The following is a 24,076-nucleotide window of genomic DNA, read 5'->3' on the forward strand; positions in this document are numbered from 1 at the left end:
CCGACCTCGACTGTGGACGGCGCGGCCGCCCGCCGTGCCAGGAGGTCAGCCGCAGGCGGTGGCCGCCGGCAGCGGCGCCGGCCGGCCGATGCCCGGCATGCCCAGGCTGACCCCGGGCGTGGTCGGCCGGACGCCGCTCTCGGCGGCGTCGCCGGCGCGGGTGCGCCGGTGGGACAGCAACCCGGCGTCGGCGATCAGGAAGTGCGGCTTGGCCTCGGTGACCACGGTCTCGACGACGTCGCCGGGGCGGACCCCCGGGACCGACCCGAAGTGCACGAGCCGGCCGTCGCGGGCCCGGCCGGACATGCGGCCGCGGTCGGCGTCCTTGCTGCCCTCGCCCGCGGCGACCAGCAGCTCCACCCGGGTGCCGACCAGGGCGCGGTTCTCGGCCCAGCTGATCTCCTCCTGCAGGGCGGTCAGCCGCAGGTACCGCTCCTGCACGACCTCCTTGGGCAGCTGGCCGTCCATGTCCGCGGCGGGGGTGCCCGGTCGCTTGGAGTACTGGAAGGTGAAGGCGCTGGAGAAGCGCGCCTCGCGCACGACGTCCAGGGTGTCGGCGAAGTCCTGCTCGGTCTCGCCCGGGAAGCCCACGATGATGTCGGTGGTGATGGCGGCGTCGGGCATCGCCGCCCGCACGCGCTCGATGATGCCCAGGTAGCGGTCCCGCCGGTAGGAGCGGCGCATGCGGCGCAGGACGTCGTCGGAACCGCTCTGCAGCGGCATGTGGAGCTGGTGGCAGACCGCCGGCGTCTCGGCCATGGCGGCGATGACGTCGTCGGTGAAGTCGCGGGGGTGCGGGCTGGTGAAGCGCACGCGCTCGAGGCCCTCGACCGCGCCGGTGGCGCGCAGCAGATCGGCGAAGGCACCGCGGTGGCCCAGGTCGGAGCCGTAGGCGTTGACGTTCTGGCCCAGCAGGGTCACCTCGAGCACGCCCTGGTCCACCAGCGCCTGCACCTCGGCGAGCACGTCGCCGGGACGCCGGTCGGCCTCCTTGCCGCGCAGGGCCGGCACGATGCAGAAGGTGCAGGTGTTGTTGCAGCCCACGCTGATCGACACCCAGCCGCTGTACGCGCTGTCGCGCTTGGCCGGCAGCGAGCTCGGGAAGACCTCGAGGGCTTCCTTGATCTCGACCTGGGCCTCGTCGTTGTGCCGGGCGCGCTCGAGCAGCGCCGGCAGCGATCCGACGTTGTGGGTGCCGAAGACGACGTCCACCCACGGTGCCCGGTCGACGATCCTGGCCCGGTCCTTCTGGGCCAGGCAGCCCCCCACGGCGATCTGCATGCCCGGGCGGGCGTCCTTCACCGGGCGCAGGTGCCCCAGGTTCCCGTACAGCTTGTTGTCGGCGTTCTCGCGCACCGCGCAGGTGTTGAGGACCACCACGTCGGCACCGTCACCCTCGTCCGCGGCGGTGTAGCCGGCGTCCTCCAGCAGCCCGGCCAGGCGCTCGGAGTCGTGGACGTTCATCTGGCAGCCGTACGTGCGCACGCGGTAGGTGCGCGTGCCGGTGCTCGTCAGGTCGGCGCTGGTGAGGTCGGCGCTGGTGAGGTCGGCGCTGGTGCGGTCGGTGCTCGTCAGATCGGTGCTCGTCATGGCACCAGCGAGGGTACGGCGCCGGGTCGACGGACCGATCGTGACCGAATCGATGTGCGCACGGGGAACTCGTGGCCGGTTGCCAGGTTCGTTACAGGTTCGTGATGGGCGGGATTCGTCTCCGCCATCCGGGTCGCCCTAGTGTCGCGTCTCGTGACCAGCGCTGCCGCAGGAGAACCCCTCGTCCGTCTCGCCGGGGTCAACAAGTGGTACGGCGACCTGCACGTGCTGCAGGACATCGACCTGACCATCGACCGCGGTGAGGTCGTCGTCGTCATCGGGCCGTCGGGGTCGGGCAAGTCGACGCTGTGCCGCACCATCAACCGGCTCGAGTCCATCGAGCAGGGCGAGATCACCATCGACGGCACCCCGCTGCCCGCCGAGGGCAAGGCCCTGGCCGCGCTGCGCAGCGACGTCGGCATGGTGTTCCAGAGCTTCAACCTCTTCGCGCACAAGACGATCCTCGAGAACGTCATGCTCGGGCCGGTCAAGGTCCGCGGGAAGAGCAAGGCGGACGCCGAGAAGCGGGCCCGCGAGCTGCTCGACCGGGTCGGCGTCGGGCACCAGGCGGACAAGGTGCCCGCCCAGCTGTCGGGTGGTCAGCAGCAGCGCGTGGCGATCGCCCGCGCCCTGGCCATGGACCCGAAGGTGATGCTCTTCGACGAGCCCACCTCGGCGCTGGACCCCGAAATGATCAACGAGGTCCTCGACGTCATGACCTCGCTGGCGCGCGAGGGCATGACGATGGTCGTCGTCACCCACGAGATGGGCTTCGCCCGGCGGGCGGCCAACCGGGTGGTCTTCATGGACGGCGGCCGCATCGTCGAGTCCAGCGACCCCGAGACGTTCTTCACGGCCCCGAGCAGCGACCGGGCCAAGGACTTCCTCTCCAAGATCCTGAACCACTGACCGACCGCACCCCCACGAGAAGAGGACCCATGCGTCTCACATCCCGTCCCGCTCGGTACGCGGCCGCGTTCGCCGCCTTCGGCGTCGTGCTCACCGGCTGCTCGTCCGAGGCCGGCAACCAGGCCAGCGAGCAGGAGGCCGACAGCAGCGCCTCGGTCAACACCGAGGCCAGCTTCGAGGCCGGCACCACCATGGCCGAGCTCAACGAGGCCGGCACCATCACCATCGGCACCAAGTACGACCAGCCCGGGTTCGGCCTGCTCAACCCCGACGGGACACCCGAGGGCTTCGACGTCGAGATCGCCAAGATCGTGGCCGGCGAGCTGGGCATCGCGCCCGAGGACATCACCTGGACCGAGACGGTGTCGGCCAACCGCGAGCCGTTCATCCAGAACGGGCAGGTCGACCTGGTCGTGGCCACCTACACCATCAACGACACCCGCAAGCAGTCCGTCGACTTCGCCGGGCCCTACTACGTCGCCGGCCAGGACATCATGGTCGCGGCCGGCAACCCCGAGGGCATCGAGGGTCCCGACGACCTGGCCGGCAAGACGGTCTGCTCGGTCGAGGGCTCGACCCCGGCGCAGAACATCCGGGACAACTACCCGCAGGCCAACCTGGTCACCTACGACGTGTACTCCAAGTGCGCCGACGACCTGACCAACGGCAACGTGCAGGCCGTCACCACCGACAACGTCATCCTGACCGGTCTGGTCGCCGGCAACCCCGACGGCTTCGAGCTCGTGGGCAACCCGTTCACCGAGGAGCCCTACGGCATCGGCCTCGCCCTCGGCGACACCGAGTTCCGCGACTTCGTCAACGACGTCCTCGAGGACAGCTTCGAGGACGGCCGCTGGGCCGAGGCCTGGGACCGCACCGCCGGTGCGATCACCGGTGAGGACGCCCCCGAGCCGCCGACGGTCGACCGCTACTGATCCCCGCGGGGTGGCGGCGCCCACCGGCGCCGCCACCCCGACCCACCTCCCGACACCCACGAGGACGGCGCTGGCCCGGTGCAGTTCATCTCCGACAACTCAGACCTGCTGTGGAGCGCGTTCCTGACGACGCTCTCGCTGGCGGTCCTCAGCGGTCTGGTCGCCCTGGTGCTGGGCACCGTGCTGGCCGCCATGCGCGTCAGCCCCGTGCTGCCGCTGCGCGGCCTGGCCACCTTCTTCGTGGAGACCTTCCGCAACACCCCGCTGACGGTGGTGTTCTTCTTCCTCGTGTTCGGCATCGTGCAGCTGGACCTGCAGTTCCCGTCGCGCTTCACCGCCGCGGTCGCCGCCCTGGGTCTCTACACCGCGGCCTTCGTCTGCGAGGCCGTGCGCTCGGGCATCAACGCCGTCCCGCCCGGTCAGGCCGAGGCCGCGCGTGCCCTGGGGTTGGGCTTCGGGCAGACGCTGACCACCGTCGTGCTCCCCCAGGCCTTCCGCACCGTGGTGCCGCCCCTGGGCAACGTGTGGATCGCGCTGGCGAAGAACACCTCGATCGCCGCTGGCTTCGCCACCACCGAGCTGACCGCGGCGCTGCAGCGCCTCACCAACAGCAACGGCAACCAGATCCTGCTGGTCTTCGCCGTCATCGTGCTGGCCTACCTGGTCATCACGCTCCCGTCCGCCTGGGCCATCCGGGTCATCGAGCGGAAGGTGGCGATCATCCGATGAGCGCCCAGGCCGTGCTGTTCGACCTGCCGGGCCCCAAGGCGCGCCGGCGCCAGCGCATCGGCACCGCGGTGGGTGCCGTCCTGGTGCTGGGCCTGGTCGGCCTCGGGCTGTGGCGGCTGGCCGACAACGGTCAGCTGGACCCGGCGCGCTGGGCCGTCCTCTTCGACCCCGCCGCCGGCGTGCCGCAGGCACTCGGTGAGGCGCTGCTCAACACCCTCTACGTGGCCGCCGTGGGCATGGTGGCCGCCACCGTGCTGGGCGCGCTGCTCGCGGTCGGGCGCCTGTCCCACCACATCTGGGTGCGCATCCCGGTCACCGTGGTGGTGGAGTTCTTCCGGGCGGTGCCGCTGCTGGTGCTGATCCTGTTCTGCCTGCTGTTCCTGCCGACCGTCGGCCTGCCGATGAACCCCTTCCGGGCCCTGGCGCTGGGGCTGACGCTCTACAACATGGCGGTGCTCTCGGAGATCTTCCGGGCTGGCATCCTGTCGGTGGACAAGGGCCAACGCGAGGCGGCGATGGCCCTGGGCATGCGCAAGACCCAGGTGATGACGCTGGTGCTGCTGCCGCAGGCCGTCCGGCGCATGCTGCCCGTGCTCGTGGCCCAGCTGGTCGTGCTGCTGAAGGACTCGTCCCTCGGGTTCATCGTCGGCTACATCGAGCTGCTCCGGCAGGCGCGCAGCCTGGTCGAGTTCTTCAACTTCCAGTTCGGCAACCTGTACACGTTCCAGCTCTACGTCGCCGCGGCGGTGATCTACATCGTGGTGAACGTGGCGCTGTCCCAGGCCGCGAAGGTCATCGAGCGACGGACCCGCTCGAACGCCAAGACCGCCGCAGTGGCCGCTCCCAACGACCCCACCTCGACCATCACCCCGGGGGCGGCTGGACCGGTCTAGGTCCGTCCGTCACCGAACACGTGACACGGCGTGCCGTTGCGCGCACGTCCGGTGGGGACGTACGAGACTGGCCGGACCATGGACACCGCCGCCTACGCCGCCTGCCCCTCCGACGAGCCGGGCGTGGCCCCCCTGCACCTGGTGGGCGACGACACCGAGCAGCTGTTCGTCAGCCAGCTGCGGTCCTCGGCGACGCACTTCGCCGCGGCCGCCGGTGCGCAGTCGGCCGTCGTGCGCGAGGCCGTGCCGCCCGCGCGCCACCGGCGGTCGCGGTGCCGCGTGGTGCTGCAGTGGGACGACGGCGCCGAGTCCGACGTGACGTTCCTGGGTCCCGCGCGCCGACCCGTCGACCCCAGCCGCGGCCCGGCCGCGCTGACCGCGACGACCTCGGGGTTCGACGCCGCGATCCAGGCCTGGCTCACCGAGGGCCGGCCGGAGTCCCCGCTGTGGCTGGTACCCGACGAGGACTCCCCCGCGGGCACCGCCGTCGACGTCGCGGCATGGCTGGCGACCTGAGCCGAGGGACACGACCGGGCCGGACACGACGGCGGCGGTGCACCCCCGGTGCGCGGCCGACGGCCGTGCCGCGTCGAGAGGGTCAGCCCGACCGACCCGGCCGCCGCGTGCGGGCCCACCCCTCGGCGCCGAGACCTTCGCCCACCTCGTCGACCACGGCCGGCTGACCCGCTGCCTCGTCGTCGAGCGGACGACCTGACCACAGACCCCGACGCGTCGACCCCCTGGCGCCCGCGAGGTCCGGCGGTGCGTCGTCGGCCTCCGCGGCCGCGTCCTCGGCCTTGCCGTCGGCCTCCAGCGCCTCGCGCACCACCCAGGACGACAGCCCTGGGCCGTACCCCTTCCGGCCCAGCAGCGCGGTCAACCGGCGGGTCGCGGTCGCGTGGTCCAGCCGACGCATCCCCGGCACCTTGCGCGCGACCAACGCACGAGCGGTCTCCCATTCGTCCTGCGGGTCGACCGCCTCGAGCGCCACCTCGGCGACCTCCTTGTCGACCCCCTTGCGTCGCAGCTCGTCGGCCAGCGCACGCCGGCTCAACCCGCGCGCCGACTGGCGGGAGCTGACCCAGGCCGCCGCGAAGGCCGCGTCGTCGACGAGCCCGACCTCGGTGAACCGCTCGAGCACCGATTCGGCGACGTCGGCAGGGATGTCCCGCGCGGCCAGCAGGTCGGCGAGCTGCTGGCGCGTGCGCGAAGCGCCGGTGAGCGCCGTGAGGCAGATCTGCTTGGCTGCCTGTTCGGGGTCCTCGTACTCGGGCGCAGGTTCGCCCTCGGCCCGCCGTGGCCGGCCGAACGACCCTGCGCGGCCGCGTCCACCCGCCCGCGGCCGACGTCCGGCCTCGGTGGCGGCCTGCGGCTCCTCGGCCGCGGCGGGCAGCTCCCCCGGCGTCGGCGCCGGCGCTGGTTCCTCGACCTCGGCATCCAGCTGGATGCCCCATGCGCCACGGGCACGCCCACCACCGCTGCGGCGGGACCCCGCCCCGCGGGAACGCCCGCCGAACGACCGCGAGCCGCCGTCGCCGAACGACCGGGACCCACCGTCGCCGGAGGACGACCGGCCACCGGCGGCGCGGGATCGCCGGCCGGACGACCGCCCGCTGGACGACCGGGAGTCCTCGGGCCGGTCGAGCGCCCGGCCCGCTGCTTCGACGTCCACGACGACAGCGGGCGCTGCGACCACCGGCATCTCGTCGAGCTCCACGACCTCGACAGCCGTGGCGGTGATGGGGCCGTCCAGGACGTCGGCCTCGCCGGACCCGACGTCCGCCGGGCCCGCGATCGAGGTGTGCGCCGGTTCGGCCACCTGACCACGGCCCGACCGCGGCCGGTCGAGGTCGCCGAAGTCGACGACCTGCGGCGCCGACGCGGCGGCCGGCGCGTCGAGGAGGTCGAAGTCGACCACCTCGAGCGCCTCGCCCGGGGCGGGGGCCCGCCCCAGGACGTCCTGGTGGTCGTGGCCCCCGTCACCGGGCTCGGAGTCGGCCGAGCTGGTCACCGGCTCGCTCAGAAGTCGGCGGGCACGGCGTCGACGGGCGCGTCGAGCCGGGGCCCGATGCCGAGCTTCTCCTTGATCTTCTTCTCGATCTCGTCGGCGAGGTCGGGGTTGTCGCGCAGGAACCCGCGGGCGTTCTCCTTGCCCTGGCCCAGCTGGTCGCCCTCGTAGGTGTACCAAGCGCCGGACTTGCGGACGAAACCCTGCTCGACGCCGATGTCGATGAGCCCGCCCTCACGGCTGAAACCGGTACCCCAGATCAGGTCGAGTTCGGCCTGCTTGAACGGGGAGGCGACCTTGTTCTTGACGACCTTGACCCGCACCCGGCTGCCGACCGCGTCGGTGCCCTGCTTGAGGGTCTCGATGCGGCGGACGTCGAGACGGACCGAGGAGTAGAACTTCAGCGCACGACCACCGGTGGTGACCTCGGGCGAGCCGTAGACCACGCCGACCTTCTCGCGCAGCTGGTTGATGAAGATCGCGGTGGTGTTGGAGTTGCTCAGCGCGCCGGTGATCTTGCGCAGCGCCTGGCTCATGAGGCGGGCCTGCAGACCGACGTGGCTGTCACCCATCTCGCCCTCGATCTCGGCGCGGGGCACCAGGGCGGCGACGGAGTCGATGACGATGAGGTCGAGGGCGCCGGAGCGGATCAGCATGTCGGCGATCTCGAGGGCCTGCTCACCGGTGTCGGGCTGGCTGATGAGCAGTGCGTCGGTGTCGACACCGATGGCGCGGGCGTACTCGGGGTCGAGCGCGTGCTCGGCGTCGATGAAGGCCACGATGCCGCCGGAGGCCTGGGCGTTGGCCACCGCGTGCAGGGCGACCGTCGTCTTGCCCGACGCCTCGGGGCCGTACACCTCGACGACCCGGCCGCGCGGCAGGCCGCCGACGCCCAGGGCGATGTCGAGGGCGATCGAGCCCGTCGGGATGACCTTCATGGCCACCTCGGGCGAGTCGCCCAGCCGCATGACCGAGCCCTTGCCGAACTGCTTGTCGATCTGGGCCAGGGCCATGTCGAGGGCCTTGTCGCGGTCCAGGGTTGCCATGGTGTCCACCTTCTGAGTCGCTGCGAGTCGCTGTCTGCGGGTCGGGTCCGACGCTAGGCCGGGGGTCCGACAAAATCGGCCGACCGGGCAGAACTGTGGATCCGCACGATGTCTGTGGACAACACGGTAGGACGAACACGTGTTCGAAGCCAGCGACACGCCCGCCGATCGGCGTGTCGCGCTCAGCTGCGAGAGTCGTGGTCCTCGCGGGCGCGGTGCACCTCGGGCATGTGGTCCTCGACGAACGTCACCAGGGCGAGCAGCCGCGGCGCGAGCTCGGCGCCGGCCGGCGTCAACCGGTACTCGACGTGCGGCGGGATCGACGACCGGACCTCGCGGTGCACCCACCCGTCGCGCTCGAGCCCCTGCAGGCTCTGCGACAGCATCTTCTCGCTCACGCCGTCGACGCGCCGACGCAGCTCGCCGAAGCGGTGCGGGGCATCCAGCAGTGCCGTGAGGGCGAGCAGCGACCACTTGCCCGTCACGTGCTCGAGCGCGCCGCGGGACGTGCAGGCCCGGGAGAAGACGTCAGCCGCGAACGCCTCGGCGGGGTCGACCTCGCCGGTCTCGGCCGACCCCTGCGTGCGCTCCATGCCGAGCAGTGTACGTTCTGCGTCACAGTACTAACGAATGGTTAGTGCCTATCGAGGAGGAAGCTCATGATCGCCGTCACCGGAGCCACCGGGCAGCTCGGCCGGCTCGTCGTCACCGGCCTGCTGGACGCCGGCGTCCCCGCCGCCGAGGTCACCGCACTCGTGCGCGACGAGGCCAGGGCCGCCGACCTCGCGGCCCGCGGTGTCCAGGTGGCGGTCGCGGACTACACGGACCCGACTGGCCTGCGCGCCGCCCTCACCGGGGTGGACCGCCTCCTGCTGGTGTCGGGCAGCGAGGTCGGCCAGCGGGTCGCCCAGCACACCAACGTCGTCGAGGCGGCCGTGGCCGCCGGCGTGGGCCTGCTGGTCTACACCTCGGCCCCCAAGGCCGACGCCACCACGCTGGTGCTCGCCCCCGAGCACGCCGCCACCGAGCGGGCCATCGCCGCGGCCGGCATCCCGGCCGTCGTCCTGCGCAACAACTGGTACTGGGAGAACTACGACACCCAGGTGCAGCAGGCGGCCGCCACCGGGCAGCTCGCCGGCAGCTCCGGCGCCGGCCGGGCGTTCCCGGCCTCGCGCGCCGACTTCGCCGCGGCGGCCGTCGCCGTCCTCACCGACGAGCAGGCCTCGCCCGGCGTGCACGAGCTCGGTGGGGACCAGCCCTTCGTGCTCGCCGACCTGGCCGCCGAGGTGGGCCGGCAGACCGGCACCGAGGTGGTCTGTGCCGACCTCTCCGCCGACGAACACCGCGCCGTGCTGCTCGGGGCCGGGCTCGACGAGGGCACCGCCGGGTTCGTCGTCGCGCTCGACGGCAACATCGCCGCCGGCGAGCTCGACGCCGGGCAGGGCGGCATCTCGGCCCTCACCGGTCGGCCGACCCGCACCCTGGCCGAGCACGTCGCCCTGGTGCTCGGCCGCTGAGCGGCGGCGTCCCGGTGCAGGTCAGCGGGCCTGCGCCGGGACGTCGAACTCCTCGCAGATGGCGAGCCAGACCGTCCGCACCGGCACCCCGTTCTCGATCGCCCCGACCGCGGTGCGGCCGTCGAACGCGGAGAACACGTGGTCGCGGGCGATCGCCTCACCCCGGACGTCGCCGAACTGGTCGCGCAGCTGGCCCCAGAACTCCTGCAGTCGCACCCCGCCGACGGTACCCGCGGCTACGGTGACCGCATGATCCCCAGCACCGGCTCGGCGACCTGGGACACCGTCGGCCAGATCGCCATCGCCTGCCTCATGGCCGTCTCGCTGTTCATCATGTGGCGCCGCCGGCGCTGATGGTCACAGGCCCATCGAGCGGCCGATGATCTCCTTCATGATCTCGTTCGTGCCGCCGTAGATGGACTGCACTCGGGCATCGCGCCAGGCCTTGGACACCGGGTACTCGTCCATGTAGCCGTAGCCGCCGTGCAGCTGCAGGCACTTGTCGGCTGCCCGGTTCTGCAGGTCCGAGCACCACCACTTGGCCTGGGCGGCGTCGACCGCGGTGAGCGTGCCGGCGTCGAGCTGGCGGATGCACTCGTCGACGAACACCCGGGCGATGGTCGCCTCGGTCTGCAGCTCGGCGAGGACGAACCGGCTGTTCTGGAAGCTGCCCACGGGTCGACCGAAGGCGGTGCGCTCGGTCACGTACTCCACGGTCTGGGCCAGCACGGTCTCGACGGCGGCGACCGCACCGACGGCGATGGACAGCCGCTCCTGCGGCAGGTTCTCCATGAGGTGCAGGAAGCCGCGGTCGAGCGTCCCGAGCACGTTCCCCGCCGGCACCCGGACGTCGGTGAAGAACAGCTCGGCGGTGTCCTGGGCCTTCAGCCCGACCTTCTCCAGGTTGCGACCGCGCTCGAAGCCGGGCATCCCGCGCTCGACGACCAGCAGGCTGGTGCCCTTGGACGCCGGGACGTCGGGGTTCGTGCGGGCGACCACGATCACCAGGTCGGCGTTGATGCCGTTGGTGATGAACGTCTTCGACCCGTTGAGCACCCAGTCCTCGCCGTCGCGGCGGGCGGTGGTGGTGATGCCCTGCAGGTCGCTGCCCGTGCCCGGCTCGGTCATGGCGATGGCGGTGATCAGCTCGCCGGAGCAGAACCCGGGCACCCAGCGCTGCTTCTGCTCCTCGGTCGCCAGGTCGCGCAGGTACGGGCTGACGACGTCGTTGTGCAGCGTGAAGCCGACGCCGCTGGCCCCGACCCGGGTCATCTCCTCCGAGAGCACGGCCTGGTAGCGGAAGTCGCGGACTCCCCCGCCGCCGAACTGCTCGTCCTGGTCGATGCCGAGGAAGCCCTGCGCGCCCCCGGCGGTCCAGACGTCCCGGGGCACGATGGAGTCCTTCTCCCACTGGGCGTGGAAGGGCACGATCTCCTTCTCCACGAACGTGCGCACGCTGGCGCGGAAGTCGTCGTGGTCGGCCTCGTACAGGTGGGGACGCATGCGCCGACTCTGGCAGACAGTGCTGACTGTTTCCAGTCCCGTGCGTGAATGTCGTACCCCCTGGGGACACTCGTGCCGTGCCCACCGCCCCGTCCGCGATCGACCGGTTCACCGAGCCCACCCGGGCCTGGTTCACCGGCGCCTTCGACGCACCCACCGCGGCCCAGGAGGGCGCCTGGACGGCGATCAGCAGCGGCGAGCACGCACTGGTGGTGGCCCCCACCGGGTCGGGCAAGACGCTGGCGGCCTTCCTCTGGTCCCTCGACCGGTTGGCCAGCACGCCCCCCGTCGACGAGAAGCGCGCCTGCCGGGTGCTCTACGTGTCCCCGCTCAAGGCGCTGGCCGTCGACGTCGAGCGCAACCTGCGCGCCCCGCTGACCGGCATCGGGCAGGCCGCCGCGCGCCTGGGGCTGCCCCGGCCCGAGATCAGCGTGGGCATCCGCTCCGGTGACACCCCGGCCGACGAGCGCCGGGCCTTCGCCCGCCGACCCACCGACATCCTCATCACCACCCCCGAGTCGCTGTTCCTGCTGCTCACCAGCCAGGCACGCGAGGCGCTGCGCGGGGTCGAGACGGTGATCCTCGACGAGGTGCACGCGGTGTGCGGCAGCAAGCGCGGGGCGCACCTCGCGGTCTCCCTCGACCGGCTCGACATGCTGCTGGACAAGCCCGCCCAACGCATCGGGCTGTCGGCCACCGTCCGCCCGATCGAGGAGGTGTCCACCTTCCTGGCCGGCGGCCGGCCCGTGCAGGTGGTGGCGCCGCCGTCGGAGAAGCAGTGGGACCTCTCCGTCGTCGTCCCGGTCGAGGACATGAGCCAGCTGGGGCAGCCCACCGGTGAGCTCGAGGGATCGGCCTCGGGCTCGCAACCGCGCAGCTCGATCTGGCCCGCGGTCGAGGAACGGGTGCTCGACCTCATCGAGGCGCACCGCTCCACCATTGTGTTCGCCAACTCGCGCCGGCTGGCCGAACGGCTCACCAGCCGGCTGAACGAGCTGGCCTACGAGCGGGCGACCGGTGAGACCGTGCCGGCCGGGGCCGACGCGGCCCAGCTCATGGCGCAGTCCGGGGGCGGCGGGGGTCTCCCGCCCGACGCGAAACCGGTGGCCAGCGCGCACCACGGGTCGGTGTCCCGCGAGCAGCGGGCGGTCGTGGAGGAGGCCCTGAAGTCCGGGCAGTTGCCGGCCGTGGTCGCCACCTCCTCGCTCGAGCTGGGCATCGACATGGGCGCGGTCGACCTCGTCGTGCAGGTCGAGTCGCCGCCCAACGTGGCCGCCGGGCTGCAGCGGGTGGGGCGGGCCGGGCACCAGGTGGGCGCGGTCAGCCGGGGCGTGCTGTTCCCCAAGTTCCGCGGTGACCTGGTGCAGTCCGCCGTCGTGGCCGAGCGGATGAAGGCCGGGCAGATCGAGTCCATCCGGTACCTGCGCAACCCCCTCGACGTGCTCGCCCAGCAGATCGTGGCCATCGTCGCCGAGGAGCCGAAGACCGTCGACGAGGTCGCCGGGGTGCTGCGCCGGTCGGCGGCCTTCGCCTCCCTGCCGGACTCCGCACTGCACGCGGTGCTCGACATGCTGGCCGGGCGCTACCCCTCCGACGCGTTCGCCGAGCTGCGGCCCCGGCTCACCTGGGACCGGGTCACCGACACCCTCACCGCCCGCAACGGTGCACAACGGCTGGCCGTCACCAGCGGCGGCACCATCCCCGACCGCGGCCTGTTCGGCGTCTTCATCGTCTCCGGCGGTGGCGAGACCGGTGGGCGGCGGGTGGGCGAGCTCGACGAGGAGATGGTCTACGAGTCGCGGGTGGGCGACGTCTTCCTGCTCGGTTCCTCGTCGTGGCGCATCGAGGAGATCACCCACGACCGCGTGCTGGTCACCCCCGCACCCGGGCAGCCGGGGAAGATGCCGTTCTGGCACGGCGACACCCTCGGCCGCCCGCTCGAGCTCGGCCGGGCCCTCGGCGCTTTCCTGCGCGAGGTCGGCGGTGCCACCCCGGCGGCCGGGCTCGAACGGGCTCGCGCCGCCGGGCTCGACGAGTGGGGCGCGGCCAACCTGCAGGCCTACCTGACCGAGCAGAAGGCGGCCACCGGCCACCTGCCCGACGACCGCACCCTGCTCGTCGAGCGCTTCCGCGACGAGCTGGGTGACTGGCGCCTGGTCGTGCACTCCCCCTTCGGCGCGCAGGTCAACGCACCGTGGGCCCTGGTGCTGGCGGCCCGGCTGCGCGAGCGCTACGGCGTCGACGTCGCCTCCATGCACGCCGACGACGGCATCGTCCTGCGGTTGCCCGACACCACCGGCGAACCCCCCGAGGCCGACCTCGCGATCCTCGACCCCGACGACGTCGAACGCGAGGTCACCGCCGAGGTCGGCAACTCCGCGCTGTTCGCCAGCCGGTTCCGCGAGTGCGCGGCCCGCGCCCTGCTGCTCCCCCGCCGCGACCCGCGGCGACGCACGCCCCTGTGGCAGCAGCGGCAGCGGGCGGCCCAGCTGCTGAGCGTCGCCAGCGAGTTCTCCGGCTTCCCGATCACGCTCGAGGCGGTCCGGGAGGTCCTGCAGGACGTCTACGACGTGCCCGGGCTGGTCGAGCTGATGAGCGACATCCGTGCCCGCCGGGTGCGCGTGGCCGACGTGCAGACCCAGACCGCGTCGCCGTTCGCCCAGTCCCTGCTCTTCGGCTACGTCGGCCAGTTCATCTACGAGGGCGACGCACCGCTGGCAGAGCGCCGCGCCCAGGCGCTCGCGCTGGACACCGGGCTGCTCGCCGAGCTGCTGGGCCGCTCCGAGCTGCGGGAGCTGCTCGACGGCGACGCCCTGGGCGAGATCGAGGCCGAGCTGCAGCGGCTGCCCGCCGACCGGCACCCCCGCGACGTCGACGCCGGCGCCGACCTGCTGCGCGTGGTCGGCGACCTGACCGCGTCCGAGGCGGCCGCCCGCGGGGTGCCCCAGGCCTGGCTCGACGAGCTCGTCGCCTCCCGCCGCGTGCTGCAGGTGCGCATCGCCGGCCAGGACCGCTACATCGCGATCGAGGACGCCGGCCGGTTCCGCGACGCCCTGGGCACGGCACTGCCGGTCGGGGTCCCCGAGGCGTTCACCGAGCCGGTCGCCGACCCGCTGGGTGACCTGGTCGGCCGCTACGCACGCACGCACGGCCCCTTCGTGCCCAGCGAGGTGGCCGACCGTCTCGGGCTGGGCGTCGCCGTGGTCACCACCACCATCGCCCGGCTGGTGGGCACCGGCCGCGTCGTCACCGGCGAGTTCCGTCCCGGCGGTGTGGGCCAGGAGTGGTGCGACGCCGACGTGCTGCGCTCGATCCGGCGCCGGTCGCTGGCCAAGCTGCGGCAGGAGGTCGAGCCGGTCCCCACCACCACGCTGGCCCGCTACACCCCGTCGTGGCAGTCGGTGGGCAGTCGCACGCGCGGGGTCGACGGCGTGCTGTCGGTCGTCGAGCAGCTCGCCGGCGCGCTGGTGCCGGCCTCGGCCCTGGAGACGCTCGTGCTCCCCTCGCGGGTGCAGGGCTACCAGCCCGGCATGCTCGACGAGCTGACCAGCGCCGGCGAGGTGCTGTGGGCCGGAGCCGGCGGACTGGCCGGCGGCGACGGCTGGATCACGCTCGTGCCGGCCGACCTGGCCGAGCTGCTCCTGCCCGAGCCGCCGCTGGGGGCCCGCGACGAGGGCGGGGTGGCCCAGCAGGTGATCGACGAGCTGGCCGGCGGCCAGGCGCTGTTCTTCCGCGGACTGTCCGACCGGGTCGGGGCCACCGACGACCAGGCGTTCGCCGAGGTGGTCTGGGACCTGGTGTGGGCCGGCGCCCTCACCAACGACACCCTCGCCCCGCTGCGCGCCCGGCTGGCCGGCGGGGGGGCGCACAAGAAGGCGGCCCCGGCGCCACGGGCCCGGCTCGACCGCACCCGCTACGGCCGCACCCGCGTCGGCCGACCGGCCATGCCCACCCGCACCGGTCCCCCGATGGTGGCCGGCCGCTGGTCCCGGCTGCCCGACCTGGAGACCAACTCGACCAAGCGCAACAACGCCCGCACCGAGGCGCTGCTCGAGCGCCACGGCGTGCTCACCCGCGGCGCGGTCATGGCCGAGCAGGTGTTCGGCGGGTTCTCCGCGGTCTACCCGATCCTGCGGGCCTACGAGGAGAACGGCCGGGCTCGGCGCGGCTACTTCGTCGAGACCCTGGGGGCCGCCCAGTTCGGCACCCCCGGTTCCATCGACCGGCTGCGCAGCTTCGCCAGCCCCGACCGCACCCCCACCCCCGCCGTCGTGCTGGCCGCCACCGACCCGGCCAACGTGTACGGGGCTGCCCTGCCCTGGCCCGATCGCCCCGGGGGCGGCGGTGAGGGCGAGCCCGAGAGCGAAGCGGTCGACCTCGGGGAGGGGCCTTCGACCACCGCGACCCGCAAGCGCGGGGCGAGCGGTCACCGGGCCGGCCGCAAGGCCGGCGCCCTCGTCGTGCTGGTCGACGGCGAGCTGGTGCTCTACGTCGAGCGCGGCGGCAAGACCCTGCTGTCCTGGACCGAGGACGAGACCGCCCTGAAGGAGGCCGCCACGGCCCTCGCCGGCGCGGTGGCCGCGGGCGCGCTGGGGCGGATGACCGTGCAGAAGGCCGACGGGGCATCGGTCCACGAGTCGACACCCTTGTCCGCGGCCCTCCAGGCCGCCGGCTTCAGCGCCACCCCGCGGGGGCTGCGGCTGCGCGGTTGAGCCGGCCGTCGGCGGTCAGCTGCGGGGCGCGGGCCGCAGCCAGCGGGCGAAGACCCGGGTCAGCGCGGGCATGACCACGAACCGCAGACCGTTCACGACGACGACGGCCGACAGCAGCAAACGGGCCGGCCACGGCCAGTCCTGCACCACGGGGTCGACGACCAGGTGGAACGAGCTGGTCAGCAGGAACACCCCGAGCACGGTGAGCAGCACCAACCGCCACACCGGTGCGGCGGGGCTGGTGCGGCCGAAGAACCCCTCCAGGCCCTCGACCCGGGCGAAGCGCTCGTCCTCCACCAGGTCACCGAGCCGGTCGACCATCCGGGCGCGCTCGGGCGACCGCTCCCACGCAGCCAACGAGTCGGCGTCGGCGAAGCGGTAGACCAGGTGGTACTCGTCGCTGCCCTCGCCCGGGCGCAGCGTGGAGGAGCCGAGGTGGCCGGGGAACGTCGCGGCCAGGGCCTGCACCTCGCGGGCCCACTGCTCGAAGGCCTCCCGGCGGTCGGGGCGCACCACCCGGGCAGCGGTCACCGTGACCGGCTGCTGCGCGGTCGTCGACGTCGTCCTGGTGCTCACGGAAATATCTCAGCACTGAGACATCCGGATGTCTTCCTGATGTCACAGGCCTCACACCGTCCGGCGACCCCGCTCCCCACCAGGGAGGATGGTCATGTGCCCGAAGGCGACACCGTCTGGCTGGCGGCCAAGCGCATGGACACCGCCCTGCGCGGCGCGACCCTCACCCGCGGCGAGCTCCGGGTGCCGCAACTGGCCGCGGTCGACCTCACCGGCGCCACGGTGCTCGAGGTCCTCCCGCGGGGCAAGCACATGCTGCTCCGGCTCGACGACGGCCGCACGCTGCGCACCCACTACCGGATGGACGGCAGCTGGCACATCTACCGGCCGGGCAGCCGCTGGCGGGGCGGGCCCGGGCACAGCATCCGGGCCGTCCTCGCCACACGGCAGTGGGAGTGCGTGGGCTACCGGCTGCACGACATGGCGATCGTGCCGACCGACCAGGAGGACCAGCTCGTCGGGCACCTGGGCCCCGACGTCCTCGGGCCCGACTGGGACCTCGACGAGGCCGTGCGGCGGCTGCGCACGCACCCCGACGAGCAGATCGGCGTCGCCATCCTCGACCAGCGCAACCTGGCCGGGCCCGGCAACCTCTACAAGGTCGAGTCGCTGTTCCTCTGCGGGGTCAACCCCTGGGCGCGGGTGGCCGACGTTCCGGACCTGCCCGGCCTGGTCGAGCGGGCCCGCACGCTGATGCTGGCCAATCGCGACCGTCCCGAGCAGAGCACCACCGGCGACACCCGCAGGGGTCAGGACCACTGGGTGGCTGGACGGAAGGGGCGTCCCTGCCGGCGCTGCCGCACCCCGATCGTGCTGGGCGACCAGGGTCCGGACCTGCAGGAGCGCGTGACCTGGTGGTGCCCGACCTGCCAGGAACGGCCGGCGCCGGTCGACCCCCGCGCCCGCACCGGTCTGCCCGGCACCGAGCCCCGCCGCGCCCGCTACTAGAAGGACCCCGTCGCCCCCCAGGACCCGCTCCGCGCGCCCCGGGCCCCTGCGACGGGGCCGTTCCAGTTCGTCACTGCTGAGGGCGCTCCACGTGCTCCTCGACGTGCTGCTGCACCGGCTGCACCTGGGGTGCGCCCTGACCGATGGCCCCCGCGGGCTGGGTGCCACCGGTGACGGCCTGCTGGCCGGCCGAGCCACCGGACATGCCGGCCCGGATCTGGGCCAGACGGGAGGCGCCGGCCACGTCGAGGGTGGCCTTCTGCACCTCGGCCATGCGGCCCTCGACGGAGTTCTGCGCCAGCTCGGCCTGGCCGAGGGCGTTGGCGTAGCGGCGCTCGATCTTGTCGCGCACCTCGCCCAGGTTGGGGGTGTTGCCGGGCGCGGACAGCTCGTTGACCGACCGCAGCGACGCCGACACCTGCTCCTGCATCTTGGCCTGCTCGAGCTGCGAGAGCAGCTTCGTGCGCTCGGCCAGGATGGTCTGCAGCCGCATGCGGCTCTGCTCGACCGCACCCTTGGCCTGCTCGGCGGCCTGCAGCGCCTCGTCGTGGCTGCGCTTGAGGTCCTCCATCGACTGCTCGGCGCTCACCAGCTGCGTGGCGAACGCCTGCGCGGCCTGCTCGTACTCCGCGGCCTTCCCCGGGTCGCTGGCCCGGGTCTGGTCGGCCAGCGCCAAGGCCTGCTGGGCGGAGGACTGCAGCTGCTCGACCTCGCCGAGCTGGCGGTTGAGCCGCATCTCCAGCTGACGCTGGTTGCCCAGCACCGCAGCGGCCTGGTTGGCCAGCGACTGGTGCCGCTGCTGCTCGCCCTCGATCGCCTGCTGGATCTGGATCTTCGGGTCGGCCCGCTCGTCGATCTGCGCGTTGGCCGAGGCCGTCAGGTACTTCCAGAGCTTCACGAACGGGTTGGGCATGCTTCCTCCTGGTCGGGTGCACGCCCCGGGGAGGGGCCGCTGTGCACGTCGTCACCGCCCATGCTCCCAGGCGCCCCCGGGCGCGGGCCACCGCGACTCCCCCGGCGCTAGTCTCCGGGCCATGCTGACCGTCCTGGGCGAGCTGGTCGTCGACCTCATCCCCGACCACGCCGCCGGTGCCGGGCCCGAGGGCACGGCCCCCCGCTTCGTCGCCCGGCCGGGCGGCAACGCCCTGAACGTGGCGGTGGCGGCCGGGCGCCTGGGCCACCCGGTGCACCTGCTCGCCCGGTTCGGCACCGGCCCGCTGGCGGCCAACCTGCGGCGGCACGCCGAGCTGTCCGGGGTCGACCTCTCGGGCTCGGTCGACAGCCGTGACCCGGTCAGCCTCGCCGTCGTCGGCCTGGCCCCCGACGGCTCGGCCGACTACGGCTTCCACGTGCTCGGCGCGGCCGACTGGCAGTGGACCGACGACGAGGTCGCCGCCGCCTGGCCGACGGGCAGCCGGGCACTGCACGTCGGCTCCATCTCGTCCTGGACCGCACCCGGGTGCGACGCGATCGCCGGCCTGGCCGAGCGGCTGCACCGCGACGGGACGGCGCTGGTCAGCGTCGACCCCAACATCCGCGCCGCGCTGGCCGAGGGGTTCGGCAACACCGCCGCCGAGGTGCGCACGCGGCTGGACCGGCTGCTGGCCGTCGCCGACGTCGTCAAGGTGAGCGCCGAGGACCTCGCCTGGCTCGAGCCGGGCACCACCGACCTCGACGAGGCCGCCCAGCGGTGGGCCGATCGCGGTCCCGGCGTCCTGCTGCTCACCGACGGCGGGTCCCCGCTGCGCATCGCCCGGCCCGGCCGCCCGCTGCGCACGCACACCCCGCCGACGGTCACCGTGGCCGACACCGTCGGTGCAGGTGACTCCCTGGCCGCCGGATTCCTCACCGGGCTGCTGGAGGCCGGCGTCACGACCCGGCCGGCCCTCGACGACCTGGACGACGAGGTGCTCGACCGCATCGCCGCCGACGCCTCGCTGGTGGCCGCGCTCTGCTGCACCCGGGTGGGCGCCGACCCGCCCACCCGCGCCGAGCTCGACGCCGCCCGCCGCTGACCCCCGCGCACCGCGCGCACACGCAGGGGCCCCGCACCGGACGGTGCGGGGCCCCTGTGCGTCTCGGTCAGGCGGCCGTGCTGCCCGAGCCCGGGGTGCCGCCGGTGAGCCCGCCGGCGGCACCGGCGACCTGCTCCTCGCGGTCCTCGGTGGCCATCCGGGTCAGCTCGGCCCCGGCCTCGGCGTCGCGGGTCAGGTTGATGCCCGACTCCGGGTCGAACACGTGCACCTTGCGGGTGTCCAGCCAGAACTCGGCCTCCCGGCCCTCACGGATCCGGCTGGTCGAGTCGATCGAGACGATGGCCTGGGTGCGCAGCTCCTCGGCGTCGAGCTCGCGGGACAGGTCGCGCAGCTGCGTGCGGATGGCCTCGGGCGCCTCGTAGGGGATGTAGGCGTACTGCTGGTCGCCCAGCCACTCCGTGACGTCGACCTTCGCGGTGAACGTCGTCCCCACGTGCTTCTTGGCCTCGTCGACCAGCGAGGCGTCCTCGAAGTACTCCGGCCGGATGCCGACCAGCAGCAGGTCGTGACCGGCGACGGCGGCCGCCCGCTTCTCGTCCAGCTCGATGGACCCGAAGGGCGTCTCCAGGGTCGAGCCCTGGACGGTGGCCGGCAGGAAGTTCATCGGCGGCGAGCCGATGAAGCCGGCCACGAACAGGTTGACCGGCTGCTCGTAGAGCTCGCGCGGGGACGCGACCTGCTGGATCGAGCCCTTGCGCAGCACGCAGACCCGGTCTCCCAGGGTCATGGCCTCGGTCTGGTCGTGGGTGACGTAGACCGTGGTGATGCCCAGCCGGCGCTGCAACCGGGCGATCTCGGTGCGCATCTGACCACGCAGCTTGGCGTCGAGGTTGGACAGCGGCTCGTCGAACAGGAACGCCTCGGCCTGGCGCACGATCGCCCGGCCCATGGCCACGCGCTGACGCTGACCACCCGAGAGGTTGGCCGGCTTGCGCTCGAGGTGCTCGTGCAGCTCGAGGACGTCGGCGGCCTCCTTCACCAGCTTGTCGACCTCGGCGTCGGAGGTCTTGGCCAACCGCAGCGGGAAGGCGATGTTCTCGTACACGCTCATGTGCGGGTAGAGCGCGTAGTTCTGGAAGACCATCGACAGGTTGCGGTCCCGGGGCGCCTTGTCGTTGACCCGGGTGCCGCCGATGACCATGTCGCCGGAGGTGATGTCCTCCAGGCCCACGATCATCCGCAGCAGGGTCGACTTCCCGCAGCCCGAGGGACCGACCAGGATCATGAACTCGCCGTCGGCGATGTCCAGGCTGACGTCGTTCACCGCGGGGAACCCGTCGCCGTACTTCTTGACGATGTTCTTCATCTCGATGGAGGCCATCGGTGTCTCCTCTTCCGGTTCGGAGTGGGCTGGGGGCGGGTCAGCCCTTGACGGCCCCGTTGGTGAGCCCGGCGACGATGCGGCGCTGGAAGATCAGCACCAGCACGACGACGGGGATGGTGACGATGACGGCGGCCGCGGCGATCGCGCCCGTGGGGTCCTCGAACTGCGAGGCGCCCGAGAACAGACCCAGGGCCGCCGGCACCGGGCGGGACGCCGACGTGGAGGTCAGCGAGATGCCGTAGACGAAGTCGTTCCAGGCGATGAAGAAGGCGATGATCGCCGTGGTGAACACCCCGGGTGCGGCCAGCGGCACGATGACCTTGCGGAAGGCCTGCCAGGTGGTGGCCCCGTCGACCTGGGCCGCCTGCTCCATCTCCCACGGGATCTCGCGGAAGAACGCCGACATCGTCCAGATCGACAGCGGCAGGGTCAGCGACAGGTACGGGATGATCAACCCGGGCCAGGTGTCGTAGAGCCCGATGTTGCGCCACAGGTTGAACAGCGGCGTCACGATCGAGATCACCGGGAAGATGGCCACCGCGAGCGCGGTGCCCAGGATGAACTTCTTGCCGGGGAAGTCCAGCCGGGCGATCGCGTACGCGGCGAACATCGACAGCACGCAGCTGATGAACGTCGCGATGAGGCAGATGCCGAACGAGTTGCGCAGCGCCGGCAGGAACAGGTCCGAGCCCGTGCCGGTGAAGATCGTCGCGTAGTTCTCGGTCGAGGGCGTGGTCGGCAGGAACTGGGCGTTGGCCAGGTCGGCCGGCGCCTTGAACGACAGCGAGATGATCCACGCGATCGGGGCCAGGCAGTACAGCGCGATCAGGACCCCGCCGATGATCCAGCCGGTCTTCTCCTTGGTGGACATCAGCGCTCCCCTCGAGCCTGGGCCAGGTCGACCTTGAAGCCCTTGATGAACAGGAAGGCGATCAGCACGACGAACAGGAACAGCAGCACCGACACCGCTGAGCCCAGGCCGATCTCCAGCCGCGAGATGGTCTGCCGGTAAGCCAGGAACGAGACCGACTCCGTGCCGTTGGCGCCGGCGGTCATGATGAAGATCGAGTCGAAGACCCGGAACGCGTCGAGCGTGCGGAACAGCAGCGCGACCATGATCGCGGCCTTCATGTTCGGCAGCGTCACCCGCCGCATCCGCTGCCACCAGGTGGCGCCGTCGACCTTGGCGGCCTCCTGCAGCACCTCGGGCACCTGGGCCAGGCCGGCCAGCAGGAGCAGCGAGATGAACGGCGTGGTCTTCCAGATCTCCGCCAGGCAGATGACGAACAGCGACGTGCCGAAGTCACCGAACCAGTCGGTGGTCGTGTCCACCCCGGGCAGCCAGGCGAACCAGCTGTTCACGAACCCCGTGTTGATGTCGAACGCGAACTGCCACGCGAACGCCGACACCACCGTGATGACCGCGTAGGGGATCAGGATCGCGGCCCGCAGGACCGGCCGGATCGCCTGCAGCGCCTTGTTCATCACCAGCGCCAGCGCGAAGCCGAGCACCAGCTCGACGGCCACGGTGACCACCGTGATGAGCGCGGTGACGCCGACGGCGGTCCACCACAGCGAGTCGGTGAGGATGACCAGGTAGTTGCTCAACCCGGTGAACGAGCGGTTCTCCGGGTCGGTCAACCGGTAGTCGAACAACGAGTCGTAGAAGGCCTGGGCGATCGGGTAGGCCGTGACCAGCAGCATGACCGCCAGCGCCGGTCCGGCCAGCAGCCACCCGAGCTTGCGCTCGGACTTCGCCCGGTCGCTGGTGTGCCGGTCGGGTGCCGAGACGGGCTCGGTCCTCTTCCCCGCCGGCGGGAGCGTCGTCGTGCTCACGAGACCTCCTCGCTGGCGCTCGTCGGCCGCGTTCGCGGAGCTGCTGTGCTCATGGGTTCCCTCGCACGCTCGGTCACAGCAACTGCTCCTTCCGCAGGACTGCCTCGATGAGCTCGGTCGCGTCCTGCGGCGTCTGCTCGGGGTCGATGGAGGCCGTGGGGTGGTACTCACGCTGGAGCCCGCCGGAGACCTCGCTGTAGTACGGCGTCTGCGGCCGCGGGGCCGCCAGCTCGAGGGACTCCAGGATCACCGGGGCCTGGGGGAACGCCTCGAGCACCTCGGGGTCCTCGTACACCGTGGAGTCCGAGGCCGGGTTGCCGTTGCTGGTGAAGTAGTAGGCCTGGTTCTCGGTGCTCGTGATGCACTCCGTGGCCTCGTAGGCCAGCTCCGGGTGCTCGCTGAACGCACCCACGCCCAGGTTGATCCCGCCGTAGGGCGGAGCCGCCTCGGTGTCGGCGTCGACCCGCGGGTAGACGGTGGCGGCGTAGTCGTCGACGGTGGCCTGGTCCAGGGTCCCGGCCTCCACGGCCGCGAGCCCCCGGGGGTAGACGAACGGGTAGTTGACCATGAAGCCGCCCTGGTCGCTCTCGAAGCCCGTGGCGGTGGAGTCCTCGTTCGCGGTGGACAGCGCCGGCCCGACCTGACCGGAGTTGGAGATGTCGCGCATGACCTCGGCGGCGCGGACGCCGGCCTCGCTGGTGAGCCCCAGCTGGATCTCCTCGGGGTCGGTCGAGTTCTCCGCGATGATCGACCCGCCGGCGCTCTCGATCAGCGCGTTGAACCAGACGGTCAGCGCCTCGGCCCGGATGCCCTGCACGCCGATGAGCACGTCCTGGTCCTGCGCCGCCTGCACGATCTGGTCCCAGGTGACCGGCTGCGACATGTCCAGCCCGGCCGCCTCGGCCACCGAGGTGCGGTACCAGAGCAGCTGCGTGTTGGCCCAGAACGGCACGGTGACCAGCTCGTCGTCCCACGTGGAGCCCGCGATGGCGCTGTCCACGACGTCCTCGGTCACCCGCTGCGCGACGTCGTCGGGCACCGGCGCCAGGAACCCGGCCTGGGCGAACTCCGGGATGAAGGGCGGGTCCAGGCTCATGATGTCGATGGAGGCGTCGTTGGCCGCCAGCCGGCGGACCAGCTGCTCGCGCTGCGCCGACGCCTCGCGCGGCAGCACCGAGGTGCTGATCGTGTAGCGGCCCTCGGCGGCGTCGGTGCACCGGGAGGCGATCTCGGCCTGCCCCCCGGAGTCGGGGTTGATGTACCAGTTCAGCACCGGTACGCCGCCGTCGTCGCTGCCGCAGGCCGCCAGGCCCGAGGCGAGGACGACGGCGGCGGCGCCGGCGCCGAGGGCCCGCAGCCCCCGCGACCGGCCGGTGCGCGCTCGTCGTGGGGGGAACTCCGTGGAAGGCACCGTGCGCCGCCTCCGGTGGACTCGGGCGGCAGAGCCGCGGACGTCCGGTGATCCATGATCACCAGCTGTGAGGCGACTGTGGTCCAGGCCACCGCGGAGCGCA

General features: G+C 72.5%; 22 protein-coding genes. 10 read left to right on the plus strand and 12 right to left on the minus strand.

Going from position 1 to position 24,076, the window contains the following annotated elements; all coding sequences use genetic code 11:
* Positions 1–45: 45 nt before the first annotated feature.
* A complete protein-coding gene (gene miaB, locus BLP29_RS19530) occupies positions 46–1,590 on the minus strand; it encodes a tRNA (N6-isopentenyl adenosine(37)-C2)-methylthiotransferase MiaB (protein ID WP_092807699.1) in 1,545 nt (514 codons plus the stop codon).
* 153 nt (positions 1,591–1,743) lie between these two features.
* On the opposite strand from miaB, the gene BLP29_RS19535 reads away from it, so the two are divergent.
* The 5 genes from BLP29_RS19535 (at position 1,744) to BLP29_RS19555 (ending at position 5,572) form a co-directional block, all read left to right on the plus strand.
* Complete coding sequence (locus BLP29_RS19535; RefSeq protein ID WP_207798616.1) at positions 1,744–2,499, plus strand: amino acid ABC transporter ATP-binding protein; 756 nt, start codon at positions 1,744–1,746, stop codon at positions 2,497–2,499.
* Positions 2,500–2,528: 29 nt separating this feature from the next.
* The gene (locus tag BLP29_RS19540) at positions 2,529–3,434 is read left to right on the plus strand and encodes a glutamate ABC transporter substrate-binding protein (protein WP_092807704.1); all 906 of its coding nucleotides are present in this window, start codon (positions 2,529–2,531) and stop codon (positions 3,432–3,434) included.
* A gap of 78 nt (positions 3,435–3,512) precedes the next feature.
* Positions 3,513–4,163 (plus strand): amino acid ABC transporter permease, encoded by a 651-nt coding sequence (locus BLP29_RS19545; RefSeq protein WP_092807706.1) that lies wholly within the window; start codon positions 3,513–3,515, stop codon positions 4,161–4,163.
* Positions 4,160–5,056, plus strand: coding sequence for an amino acid ABC transporter permease (locus tag BLP29_RS19550; protein ID WP_092807708.1), 897 nt, complete (start codon positions 4,160–4,162; stop codon positions 5,054–5,056). The genes BLP29_RS19545 and BLP29_RS19550 overlap by 4 nt, the downstream gene beginning before the upstream one ends.
* 78 nt (positions 5,057–5,134) lie before the next feature.
* Entirely contained in the window at positions 5,135–5,572 is a 438-nt protein-coding gene (locus tag BLP29_RS19555) for a hypothetical protein (protein ID WP_092807710.1), read from the plus strand.
* Positions 5,573–5,654: 82 nt separating this feature from the next.
* On the opposite strand, the gene BLP29_RS19560 is transcribed toward BLP29_RS19555, so the two are convergent.
* The 3 genes from BLP29_RS19560 to BLP29_RS19570 all read right to left on the minus strand — a co-directional run bounded on the left by BLP29_RS19560 (position 5,655) and on the right by BLP29_RS19570 (position 8,703).
* Complete coding sequence (locus tag BLP29_RS19560; protein WP_243470116.1) at positions 5,655–7,067, minus strand: regulatory protein RecX; 1,413 nt, start codon at positions 7,065–7,067, stop codon at positions 5,655–5,657.
* Between the two features lie 8 nt (positions 7,068–7,075).
* Positions 7,076–8,110 (minus strand): recombinase RecA, encoded by a 1,035-nt coding sequence (recA, locus tag BLP29_RS19565; protein ID WP_092807712.1) that lies wholly within the window; start codon positions 8,108–8,110, stop codon positions 7,076–7,078.
* A 182-nt stretch (positions 8,111–8,292) separates the two neighbouring features.
* Positions 8,293–8,703 (minus strand): winged helix-turn-helix transcriptional regulator, encoded by a 411-nt coding sequence (locus tag BLP29_RS19570; RefSeq protein WP_092807714.1) that lies wholly within the window; start codon positions 8,701–8,703, stop codon positions 8,293–8,295.
* A gap of 66 nt (positions 8,704–8,769) precedes the next feature.
* On the opposite strand from BLP29_RS19570, the gene BLP29_RS19575 reads away from it, so the two are divergent.
* Positions 8,770–9,627, plus strand: a complete 858-nt coding sequence (locus BLP29_RS19575; protein WP_092807716.1) for an NmrA family NAD(P)-binding protein — start codon at positions 8,770–8,772, stop codon at positions 9,625–9,627.
* Between the two features lie 21 nt (positions 9,628–9,648).
* On the opposite strand, the gene BLP29_RS19580 is transcribed toward BLP29_RS19575, so the two are convergent.
* Entirely contained in the window at positions 9,649–9,843 is a 195-nt protein-coding gene (locus BLP29_RS19580) for a DUF3046 domain-containing protein (RefSeq protein ID WP_092807718.1), read from the minus strand.
* Positions 9,844–9,876: 33 nt separating this feature from the next.
* Between BLP29_RS19580 and BLP29_RS20805 the strand changes: the two genes are divergently transcribed.
* Positions 9,877–9,981, plus strand: coding sequence for an LPXTG cell wall anchor domain-containing protein (locus BLP29_RS20805; protein WP_133379310.1), 105 nt, complete (start codon positions 9,877–9,879; stop codon positions 9,979–9,981).
* A 3-nt stretch (positions 9,982–9,984) separates the two neighbouring features.
* Here BLP29_RS20805 and BLP29_RS19585 read toward each other — a convergent pair whose 3' ends face one another.
* Positions 9,985–11,130, minus strand: a complete 1,146-nt coding sequence (locus tag BLP29_RS19585; RefSeq protein ID WP_092807720.1) for an acyl-CoA dehydrogenase family protein — start codon at positions 11,128–11,130, stop codon at positions 9,985–9,987.
* Positions 11,131–11,207: 77 nt separating this feature from the next.
* On the opposite strand from BLP29_RS19585, the gene BLP29_RS19590 reads away from it, so the two are divergent.
* A complete protein-coding gene (locus tag BLP29_RS19590) occupies positions 11,208–15,842 on the plus strand; it encodes an ATP-dependent helicase (protein ID WP_092807722.1) in 4,635 nt (1,544 codons plus the stop codon).
* Positions 15,843–15,857: 15 nt separating this feature from the next.
* On the opposite strand, the gene BLP29_RS19595 is transcribed toward BLP29_RS19590, so the two are convergent.
* Positions 15,858–16,418 (minus strand): antibiotic biosynthesis monooxygenase, encoded by a 561-nt coding sequence (locus BLP29_RS19595; protein ID WP_092807724.1) that lies wholly within the window; start codon positions 16,416–16,418, stop codon positions 15,858–15,860.
* 96 nt (positions 16,419–16,514) lie between these two features.
* On the opposite strand from BLP29_RS19595, the gene BLP29_RS19600 reads away from it, so the two are divergent.
* Positions 16,515–17,366 carry a DNA-formamidopyrimidine glycosylase family protein gene (locus BLP29_RS19600; RefSeq protein ID WP_092807726.1) on the plus strand — a complete coding sequence of 284 codons (852 nt, stop codon included), beginning with the start codon at positions 16,515–16,517 and terminating at the stop codon, positions 17,364–17,366.
* Between the two features lie 70 nt (positions 17,367–17,436).
* Here BLP29_RS19600 and BLP29_RS19605 read toward each other — a convergent pair whose 3' ends face one another.
* Positions 17,437–18,279: a PspA/IM30 family protein gene (locus BLP29_RS19605; protein WP_092807728.1), complete on the minus strand. Its 843-nt coding sequence runs from the start codon at positions 18,277–18,279 to the stop codon at positions 17,437–17,439.
* Positions 18,280–18,400: 121 nt separating this feature from the next.
* On the opposite strand from BLP29_RS19605, the gene BLP29_RS19610 reads away from it, so the two are divergent.
* Entirely contained in the window at positions 18,401–19,381 is a 981-nt protein-coding gene (locus tag BLP29_RS19610) for a carbohydrate kinase family protein (RefSeq protein ID WP_092807730.1), read from the plus strand.
* A gap of 67 nt (positions 19,382–19,448) precedes the next feature.
* Here BLP29_RS19610 and BLP29_RS19615 read toward each other — a convergent pair whose 3' ends face one another.
* The 4 genes from BLP29_RS19615 to BLP29_RS19630 form a co-directional block, all read right to left on the minus strand.
* The gene (locus tag BLP29_RS19615; RefSeq protein WP_092807732.1) at positions 19,449–20,723 is read right to left on the minus strand and encodes an ABC transporter ATP-binding protein; all 1,275 of its coding nucleotides are present in this window, start codon (positions 20,721–20,723) and stop codon (positions 19,449–19,451) included.
* A 40-nt stretch (positions 20,724–20,763) separates the two neighbouring features.
* On the minus strand, positions 20,764–21,597 hold the full coding sequence (locus BLP29_RS19620) for a carbohydrate ABC transporter permease (protein WP_092807734.1): 834 nt from the start codon (positions 21,595–21,597) through the stop codon (positions 20,764–20,766).
* Complete coding sequence (locus tag BLP29_RS19625; RefSeq protein ID WP_092807736.1) at positions 21,597–22,562, minus strand: carbohydrate ABC transporter permease; 966 nt, start codon at positions 22,560–22,562, stop codon at positions 21,597–21,599. Before BLP29_RS19625 ends, BLP29_RS19620 begins: the two co-directional genes overlap by 1 nt.
* 73 nt (positions 22,563–22,635) lie before the next feature.
* Complete coding sequence (locus tag BLP29_RS19630) at positions 22,636–23,973, minus strand: extracellular solute-binding protein (protein ID WP_207798617.1); 1,338 nt, start codon at positions 23,971–23,973, stop codon at positions 22,636–22,638.
* Positions 23,974–24,076: the final 103 nt, after the last annotated feature.

Source organism: Klenkia marina, from assembly GCF_900101025.1.
GTDB classification, from domain to species: Bacteria; Actinomycetota; Actinomycetes; order Mycobacteriales; family Geodermatophilaceae; genus Klenkia; species Klenkia marina.

What these genes read in the sequence shown, in the direction of transcription:
- miaB (WP_092807699.1), bottom strand. Translation starts at nt 1,590, where the DNA reads ATGACGAGCACCGATCTGACGAGCACCGACCGCACCAGCGCCGACCTC.
- BLP29_RS19540 (WP_092807704.1), top strand. Translation starts at nt 2,529, where the DNA reads ATGCGTCTCACATCCCGTCCCGCTCGGTACGCGGCCGCGTTCGCCGCC.
- BLP29_RS19550 (WP_092807708.1), top strand. Translation starts at nt 4,160, where the DNA reads ATGAGCGCCCAGGCCGTGCTGTTCGACCTGCCGGGCCCCAAGGCGCGC.
- BLP29_RS19555 (WP_092807710.1), top strand. Translation starts at nt 5,135, where the DNA reads ATGGACACCGCCGCCTACGCCGCCTGCCCCTCCGACGAGCCGGGCGTG.
- recA (WP_092807712.1), bottom strand. Translation starts at nt 8,110, where the DNA reads ATGGCAACCCTGGACCGCGACAAGGCCCTCGACATGGCCCTGGCCCAG.
- BLP29_RS19570 (WP_092807714.1), bottom strand. Translation starts at nt 8,703, where the DNA reads ATGGAGCGCACGCAGGGGTCGGCCGAGACCGGCGAGGTCGACCCCGCC.
- BLP29_RS19575 (WP_092807716.1), top strand. Translation starts at nt 8,770, where the DNA reads ATGATCGCCGTCACCGGAGCCACCGGGCAGCTCGGCCGGCTCGTCGTC.
- BLP29_RS20805 (WP_133379310.1), top strand. Translation starts at nt 9,877, where the DNA reads ATGATCCCCAGCACCGGCTCGGCGACCTGGGACACCGTCGGCCAGATC.
- BLP29_RS19585 (WP_092807720.1), bottom strand. Translation starts at nt 11,130, where the DNA reads ATGCGTCCCCACCTGTACGAGGCCGACCACGACGACTTCCGCGCCAGC.
- BLP29_RS19605 (WP_092807728.1), bottom strand. Translation starts at nt 18,279, where the DNA reads ATGCCCAACCCGTTCGTGAAGCTCTGGAAGTACCTGACGGCCTCGGCC.
- BLP29_RS19610 (WP_092807730.1), top strand. Translation starts at nt 18,401, where the DNA reads ATGCTGACCGTCCTGGGCGAGCTGGTCGTCGACCTCATCCCCGACCAC.
- BLP29_RS19615 (WP_092807732.1), bottom strand. Translation starts at nt 20,723, where the DNA reads ATGGCCTCCATCGAGATGAAGAACATCGTCAAGAAGTACGGCGACGGG.
- BLP29_RS19620 (WP_092807734.1), bottom strand. Translation starts at nt 21,597, where the DNA reads ATGTCCACCAAGGAGAAGACCGGCTGGATCATCGGCGGGGTCCTGATC.